Origin of the sequence: Nitratidesulfovibrio termitidis HI1 (assembly GCF_000504305.1) — a bacterium.
In the GTDB taxonomy this organism is placed as follows: Bacteria; Desulfobacterota; Desulfovibrionia; order Desulfovibrionales; family Desulfovibrionaceae; genus Cupidesulfovibrio; species Cupidesulfovibrio termitidis.
The window spans coordinates 3,912,226-3,931,028 of record NZ_KI632512.1 but is presented as its reverse complement, the minus strand read 5'-3'; the positions used below and the strand labels follow the sequence as shown (position 1 = coordinate 3,931,028).

Below are 18,803 nucleotides of genomic sequence, written 5' to 3'. Positions count from 1 at the left end.
GCCATGGGATACTCAAAGAATGGACCAAAGCCCTTTGAAAGGGCTAGCAAAGCATCGCACCACCACATCATTAACGACCCCAAGGTGCAGAATGCACTAGAGAGACTCTGGATCCCTCCCTTAATGAAGGGTGAATCGATTGAGGATATGATCCACACGTTTACACCACAAAAAATCAGCCCGATTACAGATATTGTCGCCATTGATGGCGGCTACACAGAGACTGCGGTCCGCAAGGACTTCCCATCTGCAATTATTCACTTCTTTCAATTTGGCGCGCTTAGGTTTGAACGAGCCGATCTTCACGCCATAGAGCAATGCAGCTTTATCGCCCCTGAAGACATGGCGCGCCTAAAGAACATCGAACGACTCAAGCTTGTGCTGCCAACAAAGGGAGTCCACTTCAAAAGCGAAAACACTCTTTTGGATTCTGTCAGGAGTGAAATTTATAACTTTTTCAAAACGGAAACTTTAAGCGAAGAAGAAAGCCTTTTAGATACGCTGCGATGGTTTATATTTAAACAATACAAACCTTCCGCGAAAAGAGAACCGAGCGACAAAAGCTGGACTCTATCAAGCAATCCACATGGAAGTTCATATGGACAGATAGAACTAAAAGAGGAAGATGTTACAGGTAATGGCATCTACATATGCCCGACGACTAAAAAAGAAATATATCTGACAGACATTTTCCGCTTCCACGAAGTCATCGACAACGATCTCGGCGCAGGTGGAATTTGCAGCTATCTTACTGGCGTGATTGAACATATAATAACAATCCACATAATTCGCCACGTTCTCCGCTACCAACCCGATCGTCTCAAGTCGGTTCTCTTCATTATGGATCGGCCTACAGGTTTTTTTGGTCAAACAGCCCGGTTACACAAACCAATGAACGACCTAGTTTGTTGGCTGTTTGACAATTATAACGTCTTACTTGTTGGCCTTGAAAAGAGCGGAGCATTTGTCGACCACGCAAGAGACATACAAAAGAAAATGCCCGCAGGATCGTTCCTCATCCTTAGCGACGCCTACATATACAGCTACATATCACCAGGCAACGAAGATCCCACACGGCCATACGCATCGACATCATACTATGGGCATAAAATTATATTCAAAACACAATCGGGGCAGATGCACGTTATCTCTGCACCAGTTCGGGAATTAAAAAAGACCCCCCTTCCTCAGGATATACCAAATCTTGAAACAATCTTAACGCATATTGAAGAGCTTCACTGCGATATGTATGACTCCGCATTGATTCCGATTGCTTTAGCAAACAAACTAGTAAGCTTAGCCGCACACCCTAGCAGCCATATCTTAAAACATTTTGCAAAAAGGGTGATCGGACATTAGTCAAACATTGGTATATATTCGCCAAGCTATTCAACGTATTCACACTACCACACTCACTCCTTCCCGTTCTTCCTCTCCCACCACGCCCGGTCCGGGCCCAGAAACCACCAGTCGGTGTGGTCGGTTTCGGCAATGGTCCGGGCAAGTTCGCGGCCTTCTTCGGTGTGCAGCCGCTCCAGCGCGCTTTCCATCCACTTGCCCGCGTACTTGTTGCCCAGGTCCAGTTCGCGCTTCAGGTTCAGGATCAGGTCCAACTGGTCCGCGTCGTGGGCCAGTTGCGCCTCGGGCGTCTGCGAGGCTTCCAGATCGTCCCAGAATTCCAACATGTCCACTTCAAGGCCAGTGCCCTCGGCGGCATGCACCACGGCGTCACGCGGCTTGGTGGTGTTGTAGATGCGGTTGACGTAGTTGAAGTCGCCGATGCGCGCCTCGTGAAAGTCGTGGAACAAGCACAGCATGGCGGTACGGGAAGGATCGGCCCCGGCCATGCGGGCCAGCACGTAGCCGATGATGGCGGTACGGAAGGAGTGTTCGGCCACGTTCTCGTTGCCGGTGCCGAGAAACTGGTAGCCGGTGCGCGGCGTGAGGCGCAGCATGCCCGCCTCGTTCAGGAAATCGACGATGCGCTTCAGGCGGCCGCGCCCCTGAAGGTTCAACTGGGGATTGCAGGCGGTCATGGCAAGGCTCCGGAAAAAATGACGTCGGCCGCCAGCGCCCGGTGAAAAGCCACCGGATGCGCCGCGCGGCGCGCCCGTCCGGCATACGGCATTTCCCCGGTGCTGTCCAAACGGCCCGCCGCTCCGGACCGCACTGCCGTCCAGCCCTACCAAGTCATCAGGGCACGGCAGGACACGTCAGGTCATATCAGGCCATATCAGGGCACATCAGGACAATCCCGCCCGTGCTCGCCCGCTTTCAGCCGCACCGGTCTGCCTCCGGCATCGCGCGCCCTGCCGCCCAGACGCGCCCGTTACCCCCAAACCGGGCCTACACCGGGTCCATGCTGCCCCAGCGCCTGCCGCACAGCCGGAACAGCACCAACGCGAACACCGCCCCCAGCGTATCGGCCAGCATGTCCTTCTGAGCATCCCACACGTCGCCCTGGCTGCCCAGAAAGGCCAGCCCCGCCTCGCCGCCTTCGGCATCGGCCACCAGCCATTCCAGGATTTCCCAGCCGCAGGCCACGGCCATGATGGCGAACAACGCGAACAGCATGGTCACCACCGGCCCGGCCAGACGGCGGCGCGTCAGCAGTTCCGCGAAGGCATAGGCATAGAAGCCCACGCTGAAATGCCCCACCCTGTCGAAATGGTTGCGCGCAAAGCCGAAGGCATCGGTAATGAAGCCGAAGGGCACCCGTTCGAAGGTGTAGTGCCCGCCCACGGTGTGCCAGAACAGCCACACCGCCATAAGCAGATAGGCCGCGCCGCTGAACCGGAATTTGCGCGCCGTGCCCGCCAGCAGCAGAAAGATGGTGATGACCGGCGTGACCTCCATGTACCACACCGTACGGTCGTACGGGGCAATGCCCAGCACGATGAACACCACGACGAACACGGCGGCCAGCACTTCCGGCAGGCGTGACGGCCCGGACGAAGCATCCCGGTGCGTATTCGGGGGCGTATTCGACGAAGGGACGGAAGGCACGGCCATGGAATTCTCCTGCGGTACGGCTACGCTGCGGCTGCGGAATGGGGGATGCACGCCACGATGCCGCATGCCGCCCACCGCTGTAAACAACAGGCTGGCGACAAACGCACAAAAACCGGGCCGCTTGCGCGGCCCGGTCGAGCGTGTCTGCCAAAACCCCTCCACCTTACGGTGTGTGCCTTAGCCGCCCAGCAACTGCATGGCCATACGCGGCAGGGAGTTGGCCTGCGAGAGCATGGCGACGGCAGCCTGGGTCAGGATCTGCTGACGGGTGAATTCGGTCATTTCGCTCGAAACGTCCACGTCCGAAATCCGCGATTCGGCGGCCTGCAGGTTTTCCGACTGGATCTGCAGGTTGCTGATGGTGTTTTCCAGACGGTTCTGGAGCGCACCAAGGTTCGCGCGAATCTTGTCCTTCGAGATGATGGCGTTCTCGATGCCTTCCAGGGCGGCCTGCGCGGCAGACTGCGTGGAGATCGACTTGCCCTTGCCTTCCGCTGCCTGGCTGCCCACGCCCAGCGCCGACGCCGTGGAGGTGCCGATGCGGATGTAGTAGTAGTCTTCCGAGCAGTCGTTGGCCGAGCCGAAGTGGACCTTCAGCTTGCCGGTGGACACGAGGCCGGAACCATCGTGGGTGGCGCCGGACAGGTTGCCGTTGAGCAGGTGGATGCCGTTGAAGTCCGTCGAGTTGGCGATTCGGGTGATTTCCGAGGCCATGGCCTGGTATTCCGAATCGATGATGAGACGCTGGTCCGAGGTGTAGGTACCGGTAGCGGCCTGTTCGGCCAGTTCCTTCATGCGGATCAGCTTTTCATCGATGACGCCCAGGGCGCCGTCGGCGGTCTGGATCAGCGAAATGGCGTCGTTGGCGTTACGCACACCCTGGTTCAGGGCTGCGATGTCCGAACGCATCAGTTCGCGAATGGCCAGGCCGGCCGCGTCGTCAGAAGCGGTGCCAACACGAAGACCCGACGACAGTCGGCGCACGGACGTGGACAGGTTGCCGTACGACGAGCTGAGGTTGCGGGCGGCATTCATTGCCATCAAGTTGTGATTGATTACGAGAGACATAATATTCCTCCATGAATATTGCGCCGTTCCGGGCGGGGCACCACGCCGATCGCATCCATGCGATCATCCGCCGTTCATGCCCCTCTTTTCGGCCCGCCAATGTAAAACTATAGGGGGCGATCTTCACTTTTCTTTACGCTGTCCGGATAAACCGGATTCGGCGGAGTTCGAGACGGGTGCCGGCGTGACACCGGGCGGACGCGAAACTGCCTGGAGCCGGATTCCCGCACCAGGCGGAAATTCGCGGCCAGCCATGCCCGGCGGTTTGCCATGCCCCGAAGGGGGATGTAGACTGATTGCCCAACGCGAAGCGCCGAAACATTCCCCGGTGACCAGCGCCAAAGCATCACCCAACGCGCAGCGCCAAAACGCGCCGGCGTAATCCGCGCCGGGCCATCACCGGACGCACTCCGCCCGCAGCGCACAGCAAGGAGCCTTTCATGAGCGTCCATCCGACACCGGAACGTTCCACCCCCCAGCAGCAGACGCGTCGCCCCGTGGGCACGCTGGACGTGCGCGCCGCCAAGGGCGCGCGACGCATCGCCATGCTTACCGCCTACGACGCGCCCACCGCCGCCCTGGTGGACGCCTGCGACATCGACATCATCCTGGTGGGCGATTCGCTGGGCATGGTCATGCTGGGCCGGGGCGACACCCTGTCCGTGACCGTGGACGAAATGGTACACCACTGCCGCGCCGTGACAGGCAGCGTCACCCGCGCGCTGGTGGTGGCGGACATGCCTTTCCTGTCCTACGAAACGAGCCCGGCGGACGCATTGCGCAATGCCGGGCGGCTGTTCCGCGAAGGGGGGGCGCGCGCCGTGAAGCTGGAAGGCGCAGGACCATACCTGCCGCAGGTGCGGGCCCTGGTGGACGCGGGCATTCCGGTCATGGGGCACATCGGCCTTACCCCGCAGCGGGTGGCGCAACTGGGCGGGTTCAAGGTGCAGGGCAAGACCGCCGACGCGGCCCGCCGCCTGCTTGACGACGCCCTGGCCCTGGAACAGGCGGGCTGCTTCTCCATCGTGCTGGAGTGCGTGCCCTCGCCCGTGGCCGCGCGCATCACCGCCGCGCTCTCCATCCCCACCATCGGCATCGGCGCGGGGCCGGACTGCGACGGGCAGGTGCTGGTGCTGCACGACATGCTGGGCCTGCAGGACCGCATGGTGCCCCGCTTCGTCAAGCGCTACGCCAACCTGGCCGGGCAGGTGACCGCCGCCGTGAGCGCCTACAAGCAGGAAGTGGAAAGCGGCGTCTTTCCCGGCCCGGAACACGGCTTTGCCATGCCCGACGAGGAATTGCGCCAATTGGGCGGTGATGAGGCCGGTCAGGGGAAGGGATAGGCGCAGGAACTGGAGCAGGAAAAGAAGCAGAGAAAGGGATAGCACTGCCCGCCGCACGCCAAACGGCAGCAAGCGGTCGGCACACCCGCGTGACCGCGGGACCGCTGGAGTATGGGACGGCAGAGCCGGGAAGCCGGGAACCGCGAGACCGCGAGACTGGGCGACTGCGAGACGGCGCGGCTACGAAGCCCCCTGCGCTTCAATCTCCAGCAGATACAGGCAGCGCGGCTCCACCAGCAGCAGCCTGTCGTCGGAAAGATGCTCCGGCGCGGTGACGAAGCCGCCCCGCTCGATGACGTGGATGGCGTTGGCTTCGCGGCTGGAGTCGTGCAGGAACAGTGTATCGCCCAACGGAATGCCCGCTGCCGTCCAATGCGAAATCACCGGGTCGCCCTTGAAGGGCAGATAGCGGTGAAAGCGCAACACGGCCGCCCGTCCCGCCCCGCCGCAAAGCCAGCCCACAAGGGCTTCCCACACCGCGCGGGGCGTGGGCTGCGCGGCGCCGTCCGGCCCACGCCCGCCCCGCCCCGCTGCCGACGCATCCGGCCCCACCCTGCCCGTCACGCGCAGGGCCGGGCTGGCCGCGAAGGGGCGCTCCACGCGCAGCGAAACCACGTCACGGCTGGCGCGCTCCAGCACCGTGCGCACCAGCGCATCGTGGTCGGTGGCGTTGTACAGCACGGCGCGCAAGGCGTCCGTATCGCGGGCAAGGTCCAGCAACACCTCGTTGAACAGCCGCCGCGCCTGCCCCATGCCCAGCGGATGAACCGAGCGCAAGGCATTGGCCACCGCGTACACGGCGCAGAACACGTCCAGTTGCCCCTGATGGTACGGCTGGCCCGATTGGCCCGCTTGACCCGACTGGCCCGCTTGACCCGCTTGGCCCGTTTGACCAGGCCGGCCCGTTTCTGGTGAAGGGGGCGGCGACGCCGGGCGGGACGGCTCCCGCACTGCGGAGGAAGCATCCGTTGCCTCGGGCCGTGCCTTGGGCGTATCATGAGAATTGGGCGCGACCATGCGGCTCCCGTGGGCATTGGTGTTGCGGGCGCACTCAGTGTGCGGAAGGGCTCGACCCTGCTCTTGCCCGCAGCCATCGCCTCCGTCAAGTGATGGCGTCGCAAACGGGACGCCCTGCGACCGTACCGGGCGAACGCCCCCTCCGGTACGGAACTTGCCGTTTCACCCGCCACGCGGACAAACCTGCCGGTCAGCCCGTACCACCTGCCCGGCAAGCTTCGCGCCGCCCATATCGGACGCCGTTTTCGCTGGACATCGTGGCGGGGTGCGTGTATACCCGCCTACACAACAATATTCGGATAACTTGATATGCAGATACTCACCGATCCCCGCACGTTGCAACAGACCTGCCTGCGCTGGCGGGCCGACGGCCAGCACACCGTGCTGGTGCCCACCATGGGTTACTACCACACCGGGCACGAAAGCCTGATGTCTTACGCCCGCTCGGTGGGCGACAAGGTGGTGGTCAGCCTGTTCGTGAACCCCACCCAGTTCGGCCCCGGCGAAGACCTGGCCGCCTACCCGCGCGATCTTGAACGCGATGCCGCCCTGGCCGAGGCCAACGGCGCGGACATCCTGTTCACCCCGCAGCCCGCGGACATGTTTCCGGCGGGGTATGCCACGTGGATAGAGGTGCCCGCACTGGCGGGCACGCTGTGCGGCGTTTCGCGCCCCACCCATTTCCGGGGGGTGTGCACCGTGGTCATGAAGCTGTTCCAGCTGGCCATGCCGCGTACCGCCGTGTTCGGCCAGAAGGACTGGCAGCAGCTGGCCATCATCCGCCGCATGGCGCGCGACCTGAACGTGCCCGTGGACGTGGTGGGCCGCCCCATCGTGCGCGAGCAGGACGGGCTGGCCATGAGTTCGCGCAACATCTACCTTTCGACCGAAGAGCGCGCCCAGGCCCCCAACATCCACCACGGCCTGGCCCTTGGCCGGGCGCTGGTGCAGGGGGGCGAGCGCGACGCCGCCGCCGTGGCAGAAGCCATGCGCCGCTACTGGCGCGAAAATCTGCCCCTGGCGCAGGAAGACTACGTGTCCATCGTGCATCCGGAAACGCTGGAGCCGCTTGCGCGCATTGCCGACGCGGCCCTGTGCGCGGTGGCCTTCCGCCTGGGCAAGGCCCGGCTTATCGACAACATGCTGCTGGCGGGCGAATAGGGCCACCAGAACAGCCGGAACAGACTACCGCAACCCACGCAAAGAAACGCGCCCGAAGCCCGCACCGCCCGCACCGCAACACCGGGGAGCAGGCCATAGCCGGGGCCACGCGCGCATCATCAGGAGGACCGCATGATTCCCGGAAAAGGCCGCTACTTCTTCACGTCCGAATCCGTCACCGAAGGGCACCCCGACAAGGTTGCCGACCAGATTTCCGATGCCGTGCTCGATGTGCTGCTGGCGCAGGACCCCATGTCCCGCGTGGCCTGCGAAACGCTGGTGACCACCGGCATGGCCTTCATCGCGGGCGAAATCCGCACCAAGGGCTTTGCCGACCTGCCCGAGGTGGTGCGCTCCACCATCCAGAACATCGGCTACAACAGCTCGGAAATGGGCTTCGACTGGAAGACCTGCGCGGTCATCTCCTCCATCGACAAGCAGTCGGGCGACATCGCCCAGGGCGTGGACCGGGGCAACCCCGAAGACCAGGGCGCGGGCGACCAGGGCATGATGTTCGGCTTTGCCTGCGATGAAACCCCCACCCTCATGCCCGCCCCCATCTACTGGGCGCACCAGCTTTCGCAGCGCCTGACAAAGGTGCGCAAGGACGGCATTCTCGACTTCCTGCGGCCCGACGGCAAGACCCAGGTTTCGTTCGAATACGTGGACGGCAAGCCCGTGCACATCAACAACGTGGTGGTCTCGTCGCAGCATGCCGACAACGTGTCCAACGCCACCATCCGCGAAGGCATCATCGAGGAAGTGATCAAGAAGACGCTGCCCGAAGGCCTGATGGCCGACGACTGCGAAATCTTCATCAACACCACCGGGCGCTTCGTCGTCGGCGGCCCCATGGGCGACTGCGGCCTGACCGGCCGCAAGATCATCCAGGACACCTACGGCGGCGCGGGTCACCACGGCGGCGGCGCGTTCTCGGGCAAGGACGCCTCCAAGGTGGACCGTTCCGGCGCGTACATGGGCCGCTACATCGCCAAGAACGTGGTCAAGGCGGGTCTGGCCCCCAAGTGCGAAGTGCAGATCGCCTACTGCATCGGCGTGGCCGAGCCGGTTTCGGTGCTGGTTTCCTCTCTGGGCAGCAGCGAACTGTCGGACGAAGTGCTGACCCGCGCCGTGCGCGAGGTGTTCGACCTGCGCCCGTACCACATCATCAAGCGCCTTGACCTGAATCGCCCCATCTACGGCAAGACCACCTGCTATGGTCACTTTGGCCGCGAACTGCCCGAGTTCACCTGGGAGCAGTGCGACGCCGTGGCCGACCTGCGCACCGCCGCCAAGATCTAGGCGCGCGACGCAAGCCAGCCGGAAAGAGACAGGGCGGGGAGCATGCTCCCCGCCCTTTTTGCGTGCGTTGATATCCCGCCCCTGCCCGGCACCCGGCGCGGACACGGGCCAGACGCGAGGCGGACGCGGCGTGACGGCCCCGCCACTATCCGGCCATTATCCGGACTATCCCGCCAGATCGGCCAGGTCCGCCTGCAGGCCCGACACCGAGGCGTCCAGGTCCACGTCGAAGCTGGCCCCGAATTCGAAGCCCCCCGGCTGGTCACTCTTGACCCAGGCCACCGTGTAGGCCACGTCCCGCAGGTAGGCCAGTTGGAAATTCTCGCCCCGCACCAGGGTGCCCCGCACGCCCTGCGCGGGCATGGGGCCGCCGTCGGCCAGCAGCATGCGCGAGCCGCCGGGGCTGATGTCGATGATCTGGGCAATGCGGTCCGCACCGTCCATGTGCACCCGACAGGACTGGTTGAGCCCGTAGGCCTTCAGAAAGATGCGCGCGTGACGCCTGCGTTCCATGATGTTTGCCCCCCTTTCGCCCTGCCGTGGCGACTGCCGTACGATCTGTCCAGATGGGCGACCTGTCCGGAGCGGACGGTCTGCACGAATCGTACGGTCCGGCTGCTCCGGGTGGGCCGCCCGAGTGCGCATGCCGGAACACCCGGCGCAGAGCCCCCTGAAACGGCAGCAGCACTACCATATCCGGGAAAGGAAGGGAACGTCGTTAGTCGGGGCGCATCACATGTCCGACCGGGCCCCTCTGGGGCCAGGGACGGACCTGCGCCCCCCCCAGACCGGCAGGACTATGCGGCACTGGCCCCCTGGCGAAACCGCTCGATCAGGCCACGCACCCGCTCGGTAAGGCCGGGCAGGTCGGGCTTGGATATCTGGTCGTCGGCCCCCACTGCGGTGCCCTTGTGGCGCAGGGCGTCGGTGATCAGCGAGGAGAACAGCACCACGGGCAGCTTTTGCAGCACCTGGTCTTCCTTGATGCGCCGGGTCAGGTTGTGGCCGTCCATCTCGGGCATCTCGATGTCCGACACCACCAGGTCCACGTAGTCGTAGATGTGCTTGCGCTCTTCTTCCGAGCGCTTGCGCCAGCCGCACAGCACGTCCCACGCCTCGCGCCCGCTGCTGGTGCGGGTGACGCGAAAGCCCGCCTTCTCCAGGGTGCTGCCGATCATGTTGCGGATGGCCGAGGAATCGTCGGCGATGAGCACGTGCCACTGTTCGGCCGCCGTCACTACCGGTTCCACCGCCGCCAGCGTCGCGCCGATGTCCGCCCGGGGATTCATGGAGGCCACGATCTTTTCCATGTCCAGCAGGAACACGATGCGGTCCTCGAAGCGCACCACCCCGATGACCGACTGGCCGCTGTAGGTCTGCATGTGCGTGTCGGGGGCCTCCACCTGGCTCCAGCTCAGGCGGTGGATGCGCGTGACCCCGGACACCAGGAACGCGGTGACCATGCCGCTGAACTCGGACACGATGACCTTCAGCGTGTCGCTGGCCACCACCTGCTTGCCCAGCCACCCGCCCAGGTCCACCAGGGGCAGCACCCTACCGCGCAGGTTGAAGGTGCCCAGCGCCGCCGGGTGGTGTTTGCTGGGCACGCCGGTGACCGTGGGCCGCCGGATGATCTCCAGCACCTTGGCCACGTTCATGCCGTAGTAGCCACGGTACACCCCGCCCCCCGGCAGGGTTTCCTCGATGTAGAATTCGATGATTTCGAGCTCGTTGGTGCCCGATTCCAGCAGAATGTTGGTCTGGCTCATGCGGCCCCCCTGAAAGGTCGTGACGTGCGCTCCAGTATGCCACACGGGCCGCCATGGGCAATTGTTTTTCCGCGTTGGGGGCAACAATATAGCCCTTTCCGCCGTGTACGCGAAGGAAAGGGGCCGGGCGGCCCGATGCGGAAGAACGCAAAACGGGGCCGGTTGCGGAAAGCGAAGCCGGATTTGGCGGGCAACGGAGCTCAGGCCGCCCGCACGCCCACCTTGCGCAGCACCTCGGCGCTGGCATTGAAGGGGTTGTCGGCCCGACCGCACTGCGGCAGCGGATGCTCCGGCAGGGCGGGCAGCCCGGCCAGGTGCGCGTTGTAGGCATGCACCGCCAGCGGCTCCAGGGTCAGCACGTCTTCGGCGTTGTAGGCCAGCAGGGTTTCCAGGGCGCGGTCGTCGCCGCTGTTCCGCCAGTGGCGCCACAGGAGCACGGCGGTGTAGCCGTCCACTCCGGAGAGGCCGCCACGATCCAGTCCGAAGGCCTGCTCCACCCGCTTCAGCCCGCCGGAATAGCCCAGCGGCTTCAGCACCCAGCGCAGATCAAGATGGGCCATGTCCAGCTTCTGGCGAAAGGTCTGCTCGATGAACGGCGCATCGAAGCCGCGCCCGTTGAAGGTCACCAGCAGCTTGTAGTCGCGGATGTCGTCGGCGAAGGCTTCCAGGTTGTCACCGTGCCGGTAGGTGCGCAACAGCACTCCGTCCCACAGGGCAATGGTGGTGATGTGCGATTCCGGCCAGCCGAGGCCGGTGGTTTCGATGTCCACGTAGGCCGCCTGATGGCGGAACGCGGCAAACAGCCGCCACTGGTCCGCCGCGCCCAGGCGCTGGCCGAACCATGCGGCGTCGCCCGCGGCGAGGCGCGCGTGCGAATCGGCGATGCCGGTGGCAAAGGTGCCTGCCTCGTATTTGCGGCAGGGAATGTCGCCGCGCGCGGCGGCGTCCTGCCAGGTCAGGCAGCCCCCGCGCCACAGGCGTTCCTCGAAGGCGGCCCCCACGCCGGGCAGATGGCGGAAAGTGGAAGTGATCATGACTTGCCGCCGCTGCTGCCGGAGCGCCCCACGTTACCAGCCCGCCGTCGCCCACCCATGGTGGGCTTGCGGGGTTTACCAAATCCGGTTGCCGCCCCTTTTCCTTCGGGCCGGGCTTCACTTCCGGCCTCCTGCTCTGCCTCGTTGCTCTTTTCGCTGCTCTTGCCGCCCCGAGGCTTCCGGACCTTGGTGACCGCCCCTGCCTTCTCCCCCACCCCGTGGCGCGGGCAGACCTCGATCATCTCGCACTCGCCGCAACGCGGGGCGCGCGCATCGCAGACATGGCGGCCAAACCACACCAGCATGTGGTTCACGTCGCCCCAGGCATCGCGCGGAAAAAGATCCATCAGGTCGCGCTCTATCTGCACCGGGTCCACGGATTCGGTAAAGCCCATGCGAAAGGCGATGCGCTTGACGTGGGTGTCCACGGCAATGCCCTCGTTGATGCCGTAGGCCCCCCACAGCACCACGTTGGCCGTCTTGCGGGCCACGCCCGGCAGCTGCACCAGTTCGGCCATGGTGCGGGGCACCTCGCCGCCGTGCACTTCGGCCACGCGGCGGGCCGCGCCCAGCAGGTTGGTGGCCTTGTTGCGGTAAAAGCCAGTGGAATGGATGACCTCTTCCAGTTCCTCCTGCGTGGCGCGGGCAAGCTCCGCCGGGCCGGGCCAGCGGCGGAACAGGCCTGGGGTGACCTGGTTCACGCGCACGTCGGTGCACTGGGCGGCCAGCACCGTGGCCACCAGCAGTTCCCAGGCGTTCTGGGCCACCAGATGCGTTTCTCGGGTGGGGTAGCGCAGGCGCAGGAGTTCGAGAACCCTGGCCGCGCGGTCGGCGGTCTGCATGAAAGGCTCCGTGAAGGGGATGTGCGCGGGGCTGCCGGGCAGCGGGACAACAGGCCAAAGGGACAGTGACGAACAGACCGGGCATGACCGGGCATGACTGGGCAGGACCGGGCAGGGCCGGGCATGACTGGGCAGGGCCGGGCATGACCGGGCAGGGCCGGGCATGACTGGGCAGGGCCGGGCAGGCTGACAGACGCACCGGGGCAGGCATGCTGCCGTGTGACAGCCCGTTCCGCGCGCGGCGGCCAGTTTATGCCATGCCGGACCGCGCCCCGCAACCACATCGGAAAGGAAGACGGGGCGCGCCTGCCGGGGCGTGCCGCGCCTTCGCGGGGGCATCCGCCGCCGCCCCGCCGTGCCATCCCCCACCCACCGCACCGCCCCCGCGGCATTCCGGCGTCGGAACCGTGATCATCGCGTTGCCGTGCGCTGGCTTCTCCGCTATGCACATGGGCGGCGCGCCGCGCGCGGATGCCATCCATACCGCGCATCCGCCGCCCGCCCGCACCGCGCGGCCATCCCGCGTACCATCCTCACCATCGGCGCGCGGGTGGCATATTCCGCCGCAGGAGGTCCACATGGCGGTCATCGTGTACATGACGGCCCCGAACCCGGAAGAAGCCGAACGCATCGGCCGCAGCTTGGTGGAACAACGGCTTGCCGCCTGCGTCAACGTGCTGGGGTCCATCCGGTCCATCTACCACTGGGCGGGCGACATCCAGACCGAAACCGAAACCGCGTTCATCGCCAAGACCACCGATGCCCTCGTGCCCGCCCTGACCGAGGCGGTACTGCAACTGCACCCCTACGAGGTGCCCTGTGTGGTCACCCTGCCCATCACCGGCGGCAGCGCCGCCTTTCTCGGCTGGATCGACGAAGTAACCCGCAAGGAGCCATAGCATGTCCATCTACGTTTCCGGGTCCATCGCCTACGACCGCATCATGAATTTTCCCGGCAAGTTCGCGGACCATATCCTGCCGGAAAAGATACATATCCTGAACGTGTGTTTCCTTATCGACCGGCTGGAGGAAAAGCGCGGCGGCACGGCGGGCAACATCGCCTACAGCCTGGCCCTGCTGGGCGAGGCCCCGCACATCCTGTGCTGCGTGGGCAAGGACTTCGACCGTTACGCCGAGGAACTGGACAGGCTGGGGCTGCCGCAGGACGGCATCCGCAAGCTGGACGACCAGTTCACCGCCGGGGCCTACATCACCACCGACCAGAGCGACAACCAGATCACCGGCTTCAACCCGGCGGCCATGCGCTTTGCGTGCGAATATTCCTTCCCCGCGCTGGACGCCAAGGCGGACATGGCCATCGTCTCGCCCGGCAACGTGGATGACATGGTGGGCCTGCCGCGCATGTTCCGCGAACGCGGCGTGCGCTACATCTTCGACCCCGGCCAGCAGATTCCCGCCCTGTCCGGCGACCAGTTGTACGAAGCCATCTGCGGCGCGCACATGCTGGTCACCAACGACTACGAACTGGAAATGATCATGAAGGCCACGGGCCGCACCAAGGCGGAACTGCTGGAACGCACCGGGGGGATCATCACCACCATGTCCGAGCACGGCTCGCGCATCGACAACGGCAGCCCGGTGCTGGTGCCCGCCGTCAAGGCCGACCGGGTGCTGGACCCCACCGGCGCGGGCGACGCCTACCGCGCGGGCCTCATCAAGGGGCTGGTGGACGGCAAGGACGTGGTGCAGGCTGCCCGCATGGGGGCCACCTGCGCCAGCTTCTGCGTGGAGCACTACGGCACCCAGGAACACGCCTTCACGCCGGAGCAGTTTGCGGCGCGGCACGCGGCGGCCTTCGGCAACTAACCCACCACGCACACGACATACTCGCAACGAAAAGCGCCGCCGGATTCCTTCGGGAAGTCGGCGGCGGTTCAGTTTTACTAAACGGTATGCCAATGCACGGCTTCAGGTGGTATGGCCGCAAGAAGGTTTTTTGTTCTCTGCCGAGGAAGCGGGCTTTTTTATGAAGGGAGTGTACGTTTGTGGTACTCGACCGGAATAAAAAAACACGCTGACGACGGCAGAGGACAAAAGGCACCTTGCGGCCACACCACCTACCCGAACAGTTTCTCCGGCGGCCTGCGCTCCGGCACGATGTCGTGCGGAATTTCGTCGTCGTTCCAGGCCTGCGACACATACAGCCCGCAGAAGCAGGCCCCGAATTCCTTCACGTCGTCCTCGCGGTACACGCAGGGACAAACGATGTCGCGGTCCTTCTCGAACTCGCCGAGGGCCAGGCGGCAGGGGCAGGCCATGTACCCGTACCGCTGCTTGTTCACCAGCAGGCTTTCCAGCAGGGGCATGGTCATGTCCATGTCCTTGTTGAAGAAATAGCCCTTGGGTTCCTGAATCTTGCGCAGCATGTCATGCAGCGCCTGCGGGGTGGCGGGGCCGCTCATAGTTGCAGTGCCTCCTTGATGTCTTCCTTGTGGAAGCCCACGATGACGCGGCCATTGCCGCAAACCAGCGTGGGAAAGGACAGCTTGGGGTTGTGGGCGCGGATTTCTTCCAGCACCGACTTGCGCTCGTCGCCTTCCAGCTGGTCCACGAACACGCACTTGTAGTCCACGCCATGCTCTTCAAGGTACTGCTTGGTATTCTTGCAGTGAACGCAGGTGGACAGGGCGAACAGTTTCACTTCGTTGGAATCGTCGGACATGATGGATACCTCGTTCGGCGTGCGCGCCGCATCGTTCATTGGAATGGGGCTGAGGTGCCGCGAACCGCTGGTGCATCCTAGCAGCAGCCCCCCGGCGTGACAATCCGTATGGGGACGCGGATGGGCTGCCCGGCGGAACCAGGTGCCCGGGATCACCCGGCGGAAACCGCCTACCGCTAGGCGGATGGTCGCCCGGCCACCGCGTCGGCGATGAGCGAGGCCAGCCGCCGCACCGTTCCGGCAAGGTCGGCATGCTCCTCGAAGGCGCCATCCACGCGAATGCCGTAGCGCTCGTCGCGCAGGGGGCGGCGGGCTCCATCGCCGCCGGAGGCTTCCGCGCCGTTGCGGTTTCCCAGCAATACCGTGAGCGCGTTGTGGATGACCTCGATGGTGCGTCCGCCCGCCTGCACGGTCAGGGTATCGCCGTCGTCCCGCAGGTCGAAACGCTGGTCCTCGGGCAGTTCCTCGCGCATCTCGTCCAGGGCGGCGGCCACGGGGCGCAGCCGCTCGCGGGCCACGTCGCGCAGCCGTTCGGACATGCCCGTGGCGCTTTCGCCCACGGCGCGGCGGCGCAAAAGCTCCTCGCGCAGCACCTCGCGCGGGTTTTCCGGCCTGGTCCGCCACACGTAGCGCAACAGCAGGTAAATCAGCAGGACGAACAGGCCGCCCAGAATCAAGCCGCGTATCATGCCATACTCCATGCCGCGAAAGGTCCCCGTGCGCAAGTGGCGAACGGCAGGACCGGCCCCCGGCAACCATGCACAGCCGTTGCAGCCATGCACAGTAGTTGCAGCCGGGCCAGCCGACCGCACCTGCAACCCGCCTCAGCCGGTGCGGCGTGGCCAACGGTACCCCGCCCCGCCACGGCCCATCCGTCCACCGGGGCGGCGCGAAACCCGCAAACCGTTGCGGGGCGCGGACTACCGGGGCGACGTCCAGTTTGCCCTTGACATCTTTCTTAACGTCTTCCTATGACTTACGTAACTGGAAAGCCATCGGCAAGGCCCGTCGGCACGTCCGGTACGGTCACGATTTCCGCGCGGAACGGTTGCGAACCGGCAACGCGCCGTGCAAACCCTCAACCCGCATCGCCGCCCAGAAACCGGACGATACGCCACTCGACACGGGGGAAAAAGCCCGACAGCGCGACCATGCGCCAGCGTAACAGCGACAGCCCCGGCGGCCACGACGAGGGACGGGACACACGGCACACACGACTGCCGGGGGCAAGGGCCCCAGGCCGCGGCAACACCACCCGCCGCACCGCGCCCGCCAGACACATGCCGCACGAACGGCGCAGACGCATCACGCCACCGGGACAATGCCCCGCACAAGGAAGCACGAACGGAACACGGTTTTGTTGGCGGCATCACGCATTCATGGACACTGCGCCCTGCCCGGCAGGGATTTCATCTCCACAACCATCAGGAACAAGGGAGACGGATTATGTCCAAGGCGTTGGAGACCCAAAGAACCTATGCTCTCGTAGGAACCGGAGGTTGCGGTAAGACCTCGCTCGCCGAAATGCTGCTGTATCAGGCGGGCGTGGTCGGCCGCCTCGGCAAAATCGAGGAGGGCACCACCGCCCTCGACTTCGAGCCCGAGGAAACCAAGCGGCGCGGTTCCATCCAGCCCTCGGTGGCCACCCTGCAACGCAACGGTTCCCGCCACTTCCTGCTCGACATTCCCGGCGACGGCAATTTCATCGGCGACATCGGCTACCTGCTTGCAGGCGTCGATGCCGCCGTTTTCGTCATCGACGCGGTGGACGGCGTGCGGCCGCTCACCCGCAAGCTGTGGCAGTCGGTGCGGGCCGCCGGGCTGCCCGCCGCCGTGTTCATCAACAAGGTGGACCGCGACCGGGCCGACTTCGACATGGCCTTCTCCGGCCTTTCCGCCATTCTCGGCATGCGGCCCGTGCTGCTGTACATGCCCATCGGCCAGCAGGCCAGTTTCAAGGGTCTGGTGGACGTGCTGGCGGGCAAGGCCCTGTTCTTCGGCGACGACGGCAAGGTGACCGAGGGCGAGATTCCCGCCGGCATGGCCGACGACGTGGCCGCCCTGCGCGAAACCACCATCGAGAACATTGCCGAGGCCGACGAAACCCTGATGGAAAAATACCTCGAAGAGGGCGAACTGACCCCCGAGGAAATGGCCATGGGCCTGCAAAAGGGCGTGCTGGCCGGTGATCTGGTGCCCGTGGTGGCCGGCGCCGCCATGGAAAACAAGGGCGGCGCGCAGTTACTGGACACCATCGACCGGCTGCTGCCCTCGCCCCTGCAACGCCCCGCCTGGCTGGACGCGGACGGCAGGGAACGGGCCAGCAGCCCCGACGCCCCGGCCGCCTGTTTCGTGTTCAAGACCCTGGCGGACCCCTTCGCGGGGCAGCTCAGCCTGATCCGGGTGCTTTCGGGTACCGTCTCCACAGAATCCACCCTCAGGAACATGACCACGGGCGAACCGGAACGCCTGGGCTCGCTGCTGTACCTGACCGGAAAGACCCAGACCCCCTGCAAGGACGTGCTGGGGCCCGGCGCCGTGGTGGCCGTGGCCAAGCTGAAGGGCACCCGCACCGGCGACACCCTGTGCGACGAAAAGAACCCCTTCGTGCTGCCCAAACCGGCCATGCCGCCGCAGCTGATCACCTACGCCCTCGCCCCCAAGGAAAAGGGCGACGAGGACAAGGTGTTCACTGCCGTGCACAAGCTGCTGGACGAGGACATCACCCTGCGCCTGGCCCGTGATGAGGAAACCGGCGACATCCTGCTCTCCGGCATGGGCCAGTTGCACATCGAACTTTCCGTCGAAAAGGCCAGGCGCCGCTACAAGACCGAAATCGTGCTCAAGACGCCCAAGGTGCCCTACCGCGAAACCGTGCGCGGCAAGGCCCAGGTGCAGGGACGGCACAAGAAGCAGTCCGGCGGGCGCGGCCAGTTCGGTGACTGCTGGATCGAAATGGAAGGGCTGCCGCGCGGTTCCGGCTACGTGTTCGAGGATGCGGTGGTGGGCGGCTCCATCCCCCGCCAGTACATCCCCGCCGTGGACAAGGGCGTGCAGGAGGCCGCCGTGCGCGGGTACCTTGCCGGGTGCCCGGTGGTGGACTTCAAGGTGAAGCTGTACGACGGCAGCTACCACACGGTGGACTCGTCGGAAATGGCGTTCAAGATCGCGGGCTCGCTGGCCTTCAAGAAGGCCATGGAACTGATGAAGCCCACCCTGCTCGAACCCATCGTGCTGCTGACCGTTTCCGTGCCCGACGAATACATGGGCGACGTCATCGGCGACCTGTCGTCGCGGCGCGGCAAGGTGCTGGGCTCCGACTCGCAGGTGGGCATCACCGAAATCAAGGCCCACGTGCCCATGAGCGAAGTGCTGCGCTACGCGCCCGACCTGCGCTCCATGACCGGCGGGCAGGGCGTGTTCACCATGGAATTCGACCACTACGAGGAAGCGCCGCCGCCGGTGGCCGAAAAGGTCATCGCCGACTACCGGAAGGAACGCGGCGAGGAGTAGTTGCCACGCGGCGGATGCCCGCAAATGATACGCGGGCGGGATGAGAAACTGGCGAGACA

At 64.8% G+C, this 18,803-nt stretch carries 18 protein-coding genes; 7 read left to right on the top strand and 11 right to left on the bottom strand.

Features of this window, described 5'->3' with window-relative positions:
* Window positions 1-3: 3 nt before the first annotated feature.
* Window positions 4-1,359, top strand: a complete 1,356-nt coding sequence (locus DESTE_RS17780) for a NurA domain-containing protein (RefSeq protein ID WP_084559500.1) — start codon at window positions 4-6, stop codon at window positions 1,357-1,359.
* 53 nt (window positions 1,360-1,412) lie between these two features.
* On the opposite strand, the gene DESTE_RS15690 is transcribed toward DESTE_RS17780, so the two are convergent.
* The 3 genes from DESTE_RS15690 to DESTE_RS15680 all read right to left on the bottom strand — a co-directional run bounded on the left by DESTE_RS15690 (window position 1,413) and on the right by DESTE_RS15680 (window position 4,080).
* Entirely contained in the window at window positions 1,413-2,036 is a 624-nt protein-coding gene (locus tag DESTE_RS15690; protein ID WP_035068680.1) for an HD domain-containing protein, read from the bottom strand.
* 310 nt (window positions 2,037-2,346) lie between these two features.
* Window positions 2,347-3,012 carry a DUF2238 domain-containing protein gene (locus tag DESTE_RS15685; RefSeq protein ID WP_156925394.1) on the bottom strand — a complete coding sequence of 222 codons (666 nt, stop codon included), beginning with the start codon at window positions 3,010-3,012 and terminating at the stop codon, window positions 2,347-2,349.
* A 177-nt stretch (window positions 3,013-3,189) separates the two neighbouring features.
* Complete coding sequence (locus DESTE_RS15680; RefSeq protein WP_035068677.1) at window positions 3,190-4,080, bottom strand: flagellin N-terminal helical domain-containing protein; 891 nt, start codon at window positions 4,078-4,080, stop codon at window positions 3,190-3,192.
* 440 nt (window positions 4,081-4,520) lie between these two features.
* On the opposite strand from DESTE_RS15680, the gene panB reads away from it, so the two are divergent.
* Window positions 4,521-5,423 carry a 3-methyl-2-oxobutanoate hydroxymethyltransferase gene (gene panB / locus DESTE_RS15675; protein WP_035068675.1) on the top strand — a complete coding sequence of 301 codons (903 nt, stop codon included), beginning with the start codon at window positions 4,521-4,523 and terminating at the stop codon, window positions 5,421-5,423.
* Window positions 5,424-5,603: 180 nt separating this feature from the next.
* Here panB and DESTE_RS15670 read toward each other — a convergent pair whose 3' ends face one another.
* Entirely contained in the window at window positions 5,604-6,233 is a 630-nt protein-coding gene (locus DESTE_RS15670) for a hypothetical protein (protein WP_245590875.1), read from the bottom strand.
* A gap of 516 nt (window positions 6,234-6,749) precedes the next feature.
* Here DESTE_RS15670 and panC point away from each other — a divergent pair.
* Window positions 6,750-7,601 carry a pantoate--beta-alanine ligase gene (gene panC / locus DESTE_RS15665; RefSeq protein ID WP_035068672.1) on the top strand — a complete coding sequence of 284 codons (852 nt, stop codon included), beginning with the start codon at window positions 6,750-6,752 and terminating at the stop codon, window positions 7,599-7,601.
* A gap of 132 nt (window positions 7,602-7,733) precedes the next feature.
* Window positions 7,734-8,903: a methionine adenosyltransferase gene (metK, locus tag DESTE_RS15660; RefSeq protein ID WP_035068670.1), complete on the top strand. Its 1,170-nt coding sequence runs from the start codon at window positions 7,734-7,736 to the stop codon at window positions 8,901-8,903.
* Between the two features lie 165 nt (window positions 8,904-9,068).
* Here metK and DESTE_RS15655 read toward each other — a convergent pair whose 3' ends face one another.
* The 4 genes from DESTE_RS15655 to nth form a co-directional block, all read right to left on the bottom strand.
* Entirely contained in the window at window positions 9,069-9,416 is a 348-nt protein-coding gene (locus DESTE_RS15655) for a PilZ domain-containing protein (RefSeq protein WP_035068667.1), read from the bottom strand.
* Between the two features lie 284 nt (window positions 9,417-9,700).
* Window positions 9,701-10,672, bottom strand: a complete 972-nt coding sequence (locus DESTE_RS15650) for a chemotaxis protein (protein WP_035068665.1) — start codon at window positions 10,670-10,672, stop codon at window positions 9,701-9,703.
* 200 nt (window positions 10,673-10,872) lie between these two features.
* Entirely contained in the window at window positions 10,873-11,706 is an 834-nt protein-coding gene (locus DESTE_RS15645) for a ribonuclease H-like domain-containing protein (RefSeq protein WP_035068663.1), read from the bottom strand.
* Window positions 11,703-12,548, bottom strand: a complete 846-nt coding sequence (nth, locus tag DESTE_RS15640) for an endonuclease III (RefSeq protein ID WP_035068661.1) — start codon at window positions 12,546-12,548, stop codon at window positions 11,703-11,705. Before nth ends, DESTE_RS15645 begins: the two co-directional genes overlap by 4 nt.
* Before the next feature lie 578 nt (window positions 12,549-13,126).
* Between nth and cutA the strand changes: the two genes are divergently transcribed.
* Window positions 13,127-13,447, top strand: a complete 321-nt coding sequence (gene cutA / locus DESTE_RS15635; protein ID WP_035068658.1) for a divalent-cation tolerance protein CutA — start codon at window positions 13,127-13,129, stop codon at window positions 13,445-13,447.
* 1 nt (window position 13,448) lies between these two features.
* On the top strand, window positions 13,449-14,375 hold the full coding sequence (locus tag DESTE_RS15630) for a carbohydrate kinase family protein (RefSeq protein ID WP_035068654.1): 927 nt from the start codon (window positions 13,449-13,451) through the stop codon (window positions 14,373-14,375).
* A 251-nt stretch (window positions 14,376-14,626) separates the two neighbouring features.
* Here DESTE_RS15630 and DESTE_RS15625 read toward each other — a convergent pair whose 3' ends face one another.
* The 3 genes from DESTE_RS15625 to DESTE_RS15615 all read right to left on the bottom strand — a co-directional run bounded on the left by DESTE_RS15625 (window position 14,627) and on the right by DESTE_RS15615 (window position 15,920).
* The gene (locus DESTE_RS15625; RefSeq protein WP_035068652.1) at window positions 14,627-14,971 is read right to left on the bottom strand and encodes a ferredoxin-thioredoxin reductase catalytic domain-containing protein; all 345 of its coding nucleotides are present in this window, start codon (window positions 14,969-14,971) and stop codon (window positions 14,627-14,629) included.
* Window positions 14,968-15,231, bottom strand: coding sequence for a glutaredoxin family protein (locus DESTE_RS15620; RefSeq protein WP_035070662.1), 264 nt, complete (start codon window positions 15,229-15,231; stop codon window positions 14,968-14,970). The genes DESTE_RS15625 and DESTE_RS15620 overlap by 4 nt, the downstream gene beginning before the upstream one ends.
* A 176-nt stretch (window positions 15,232-15,407) precedes the next feature.
* Window positions 15,408-15,920, bottom strand: a complete 513-nt coding sequence (locus DESTE_RS15615; protein ID WP_035068650.1) for a hypothetical protein — start codon at window positions 15,918-15,920, stop codon at window positions 15,408-15,410.
* Between the two features lie 757 nt (window positions 15,921-16,677).
* Between DESTE_RS15615 and fusA the strand changes: the two genes are divergently transcribed.
* A complete protein-coding gene (fusA, locus tag DESTE_RS15610) occupies window positions 16,678-18,744 on the top strand; it encodes an elongation factor G (RefSeq protein WP_035068648.1) in 2,067 nt (688 codons plus the stop codon).
* Window positions 18,745-18,803: the final 59 nt, after the last annotated feature.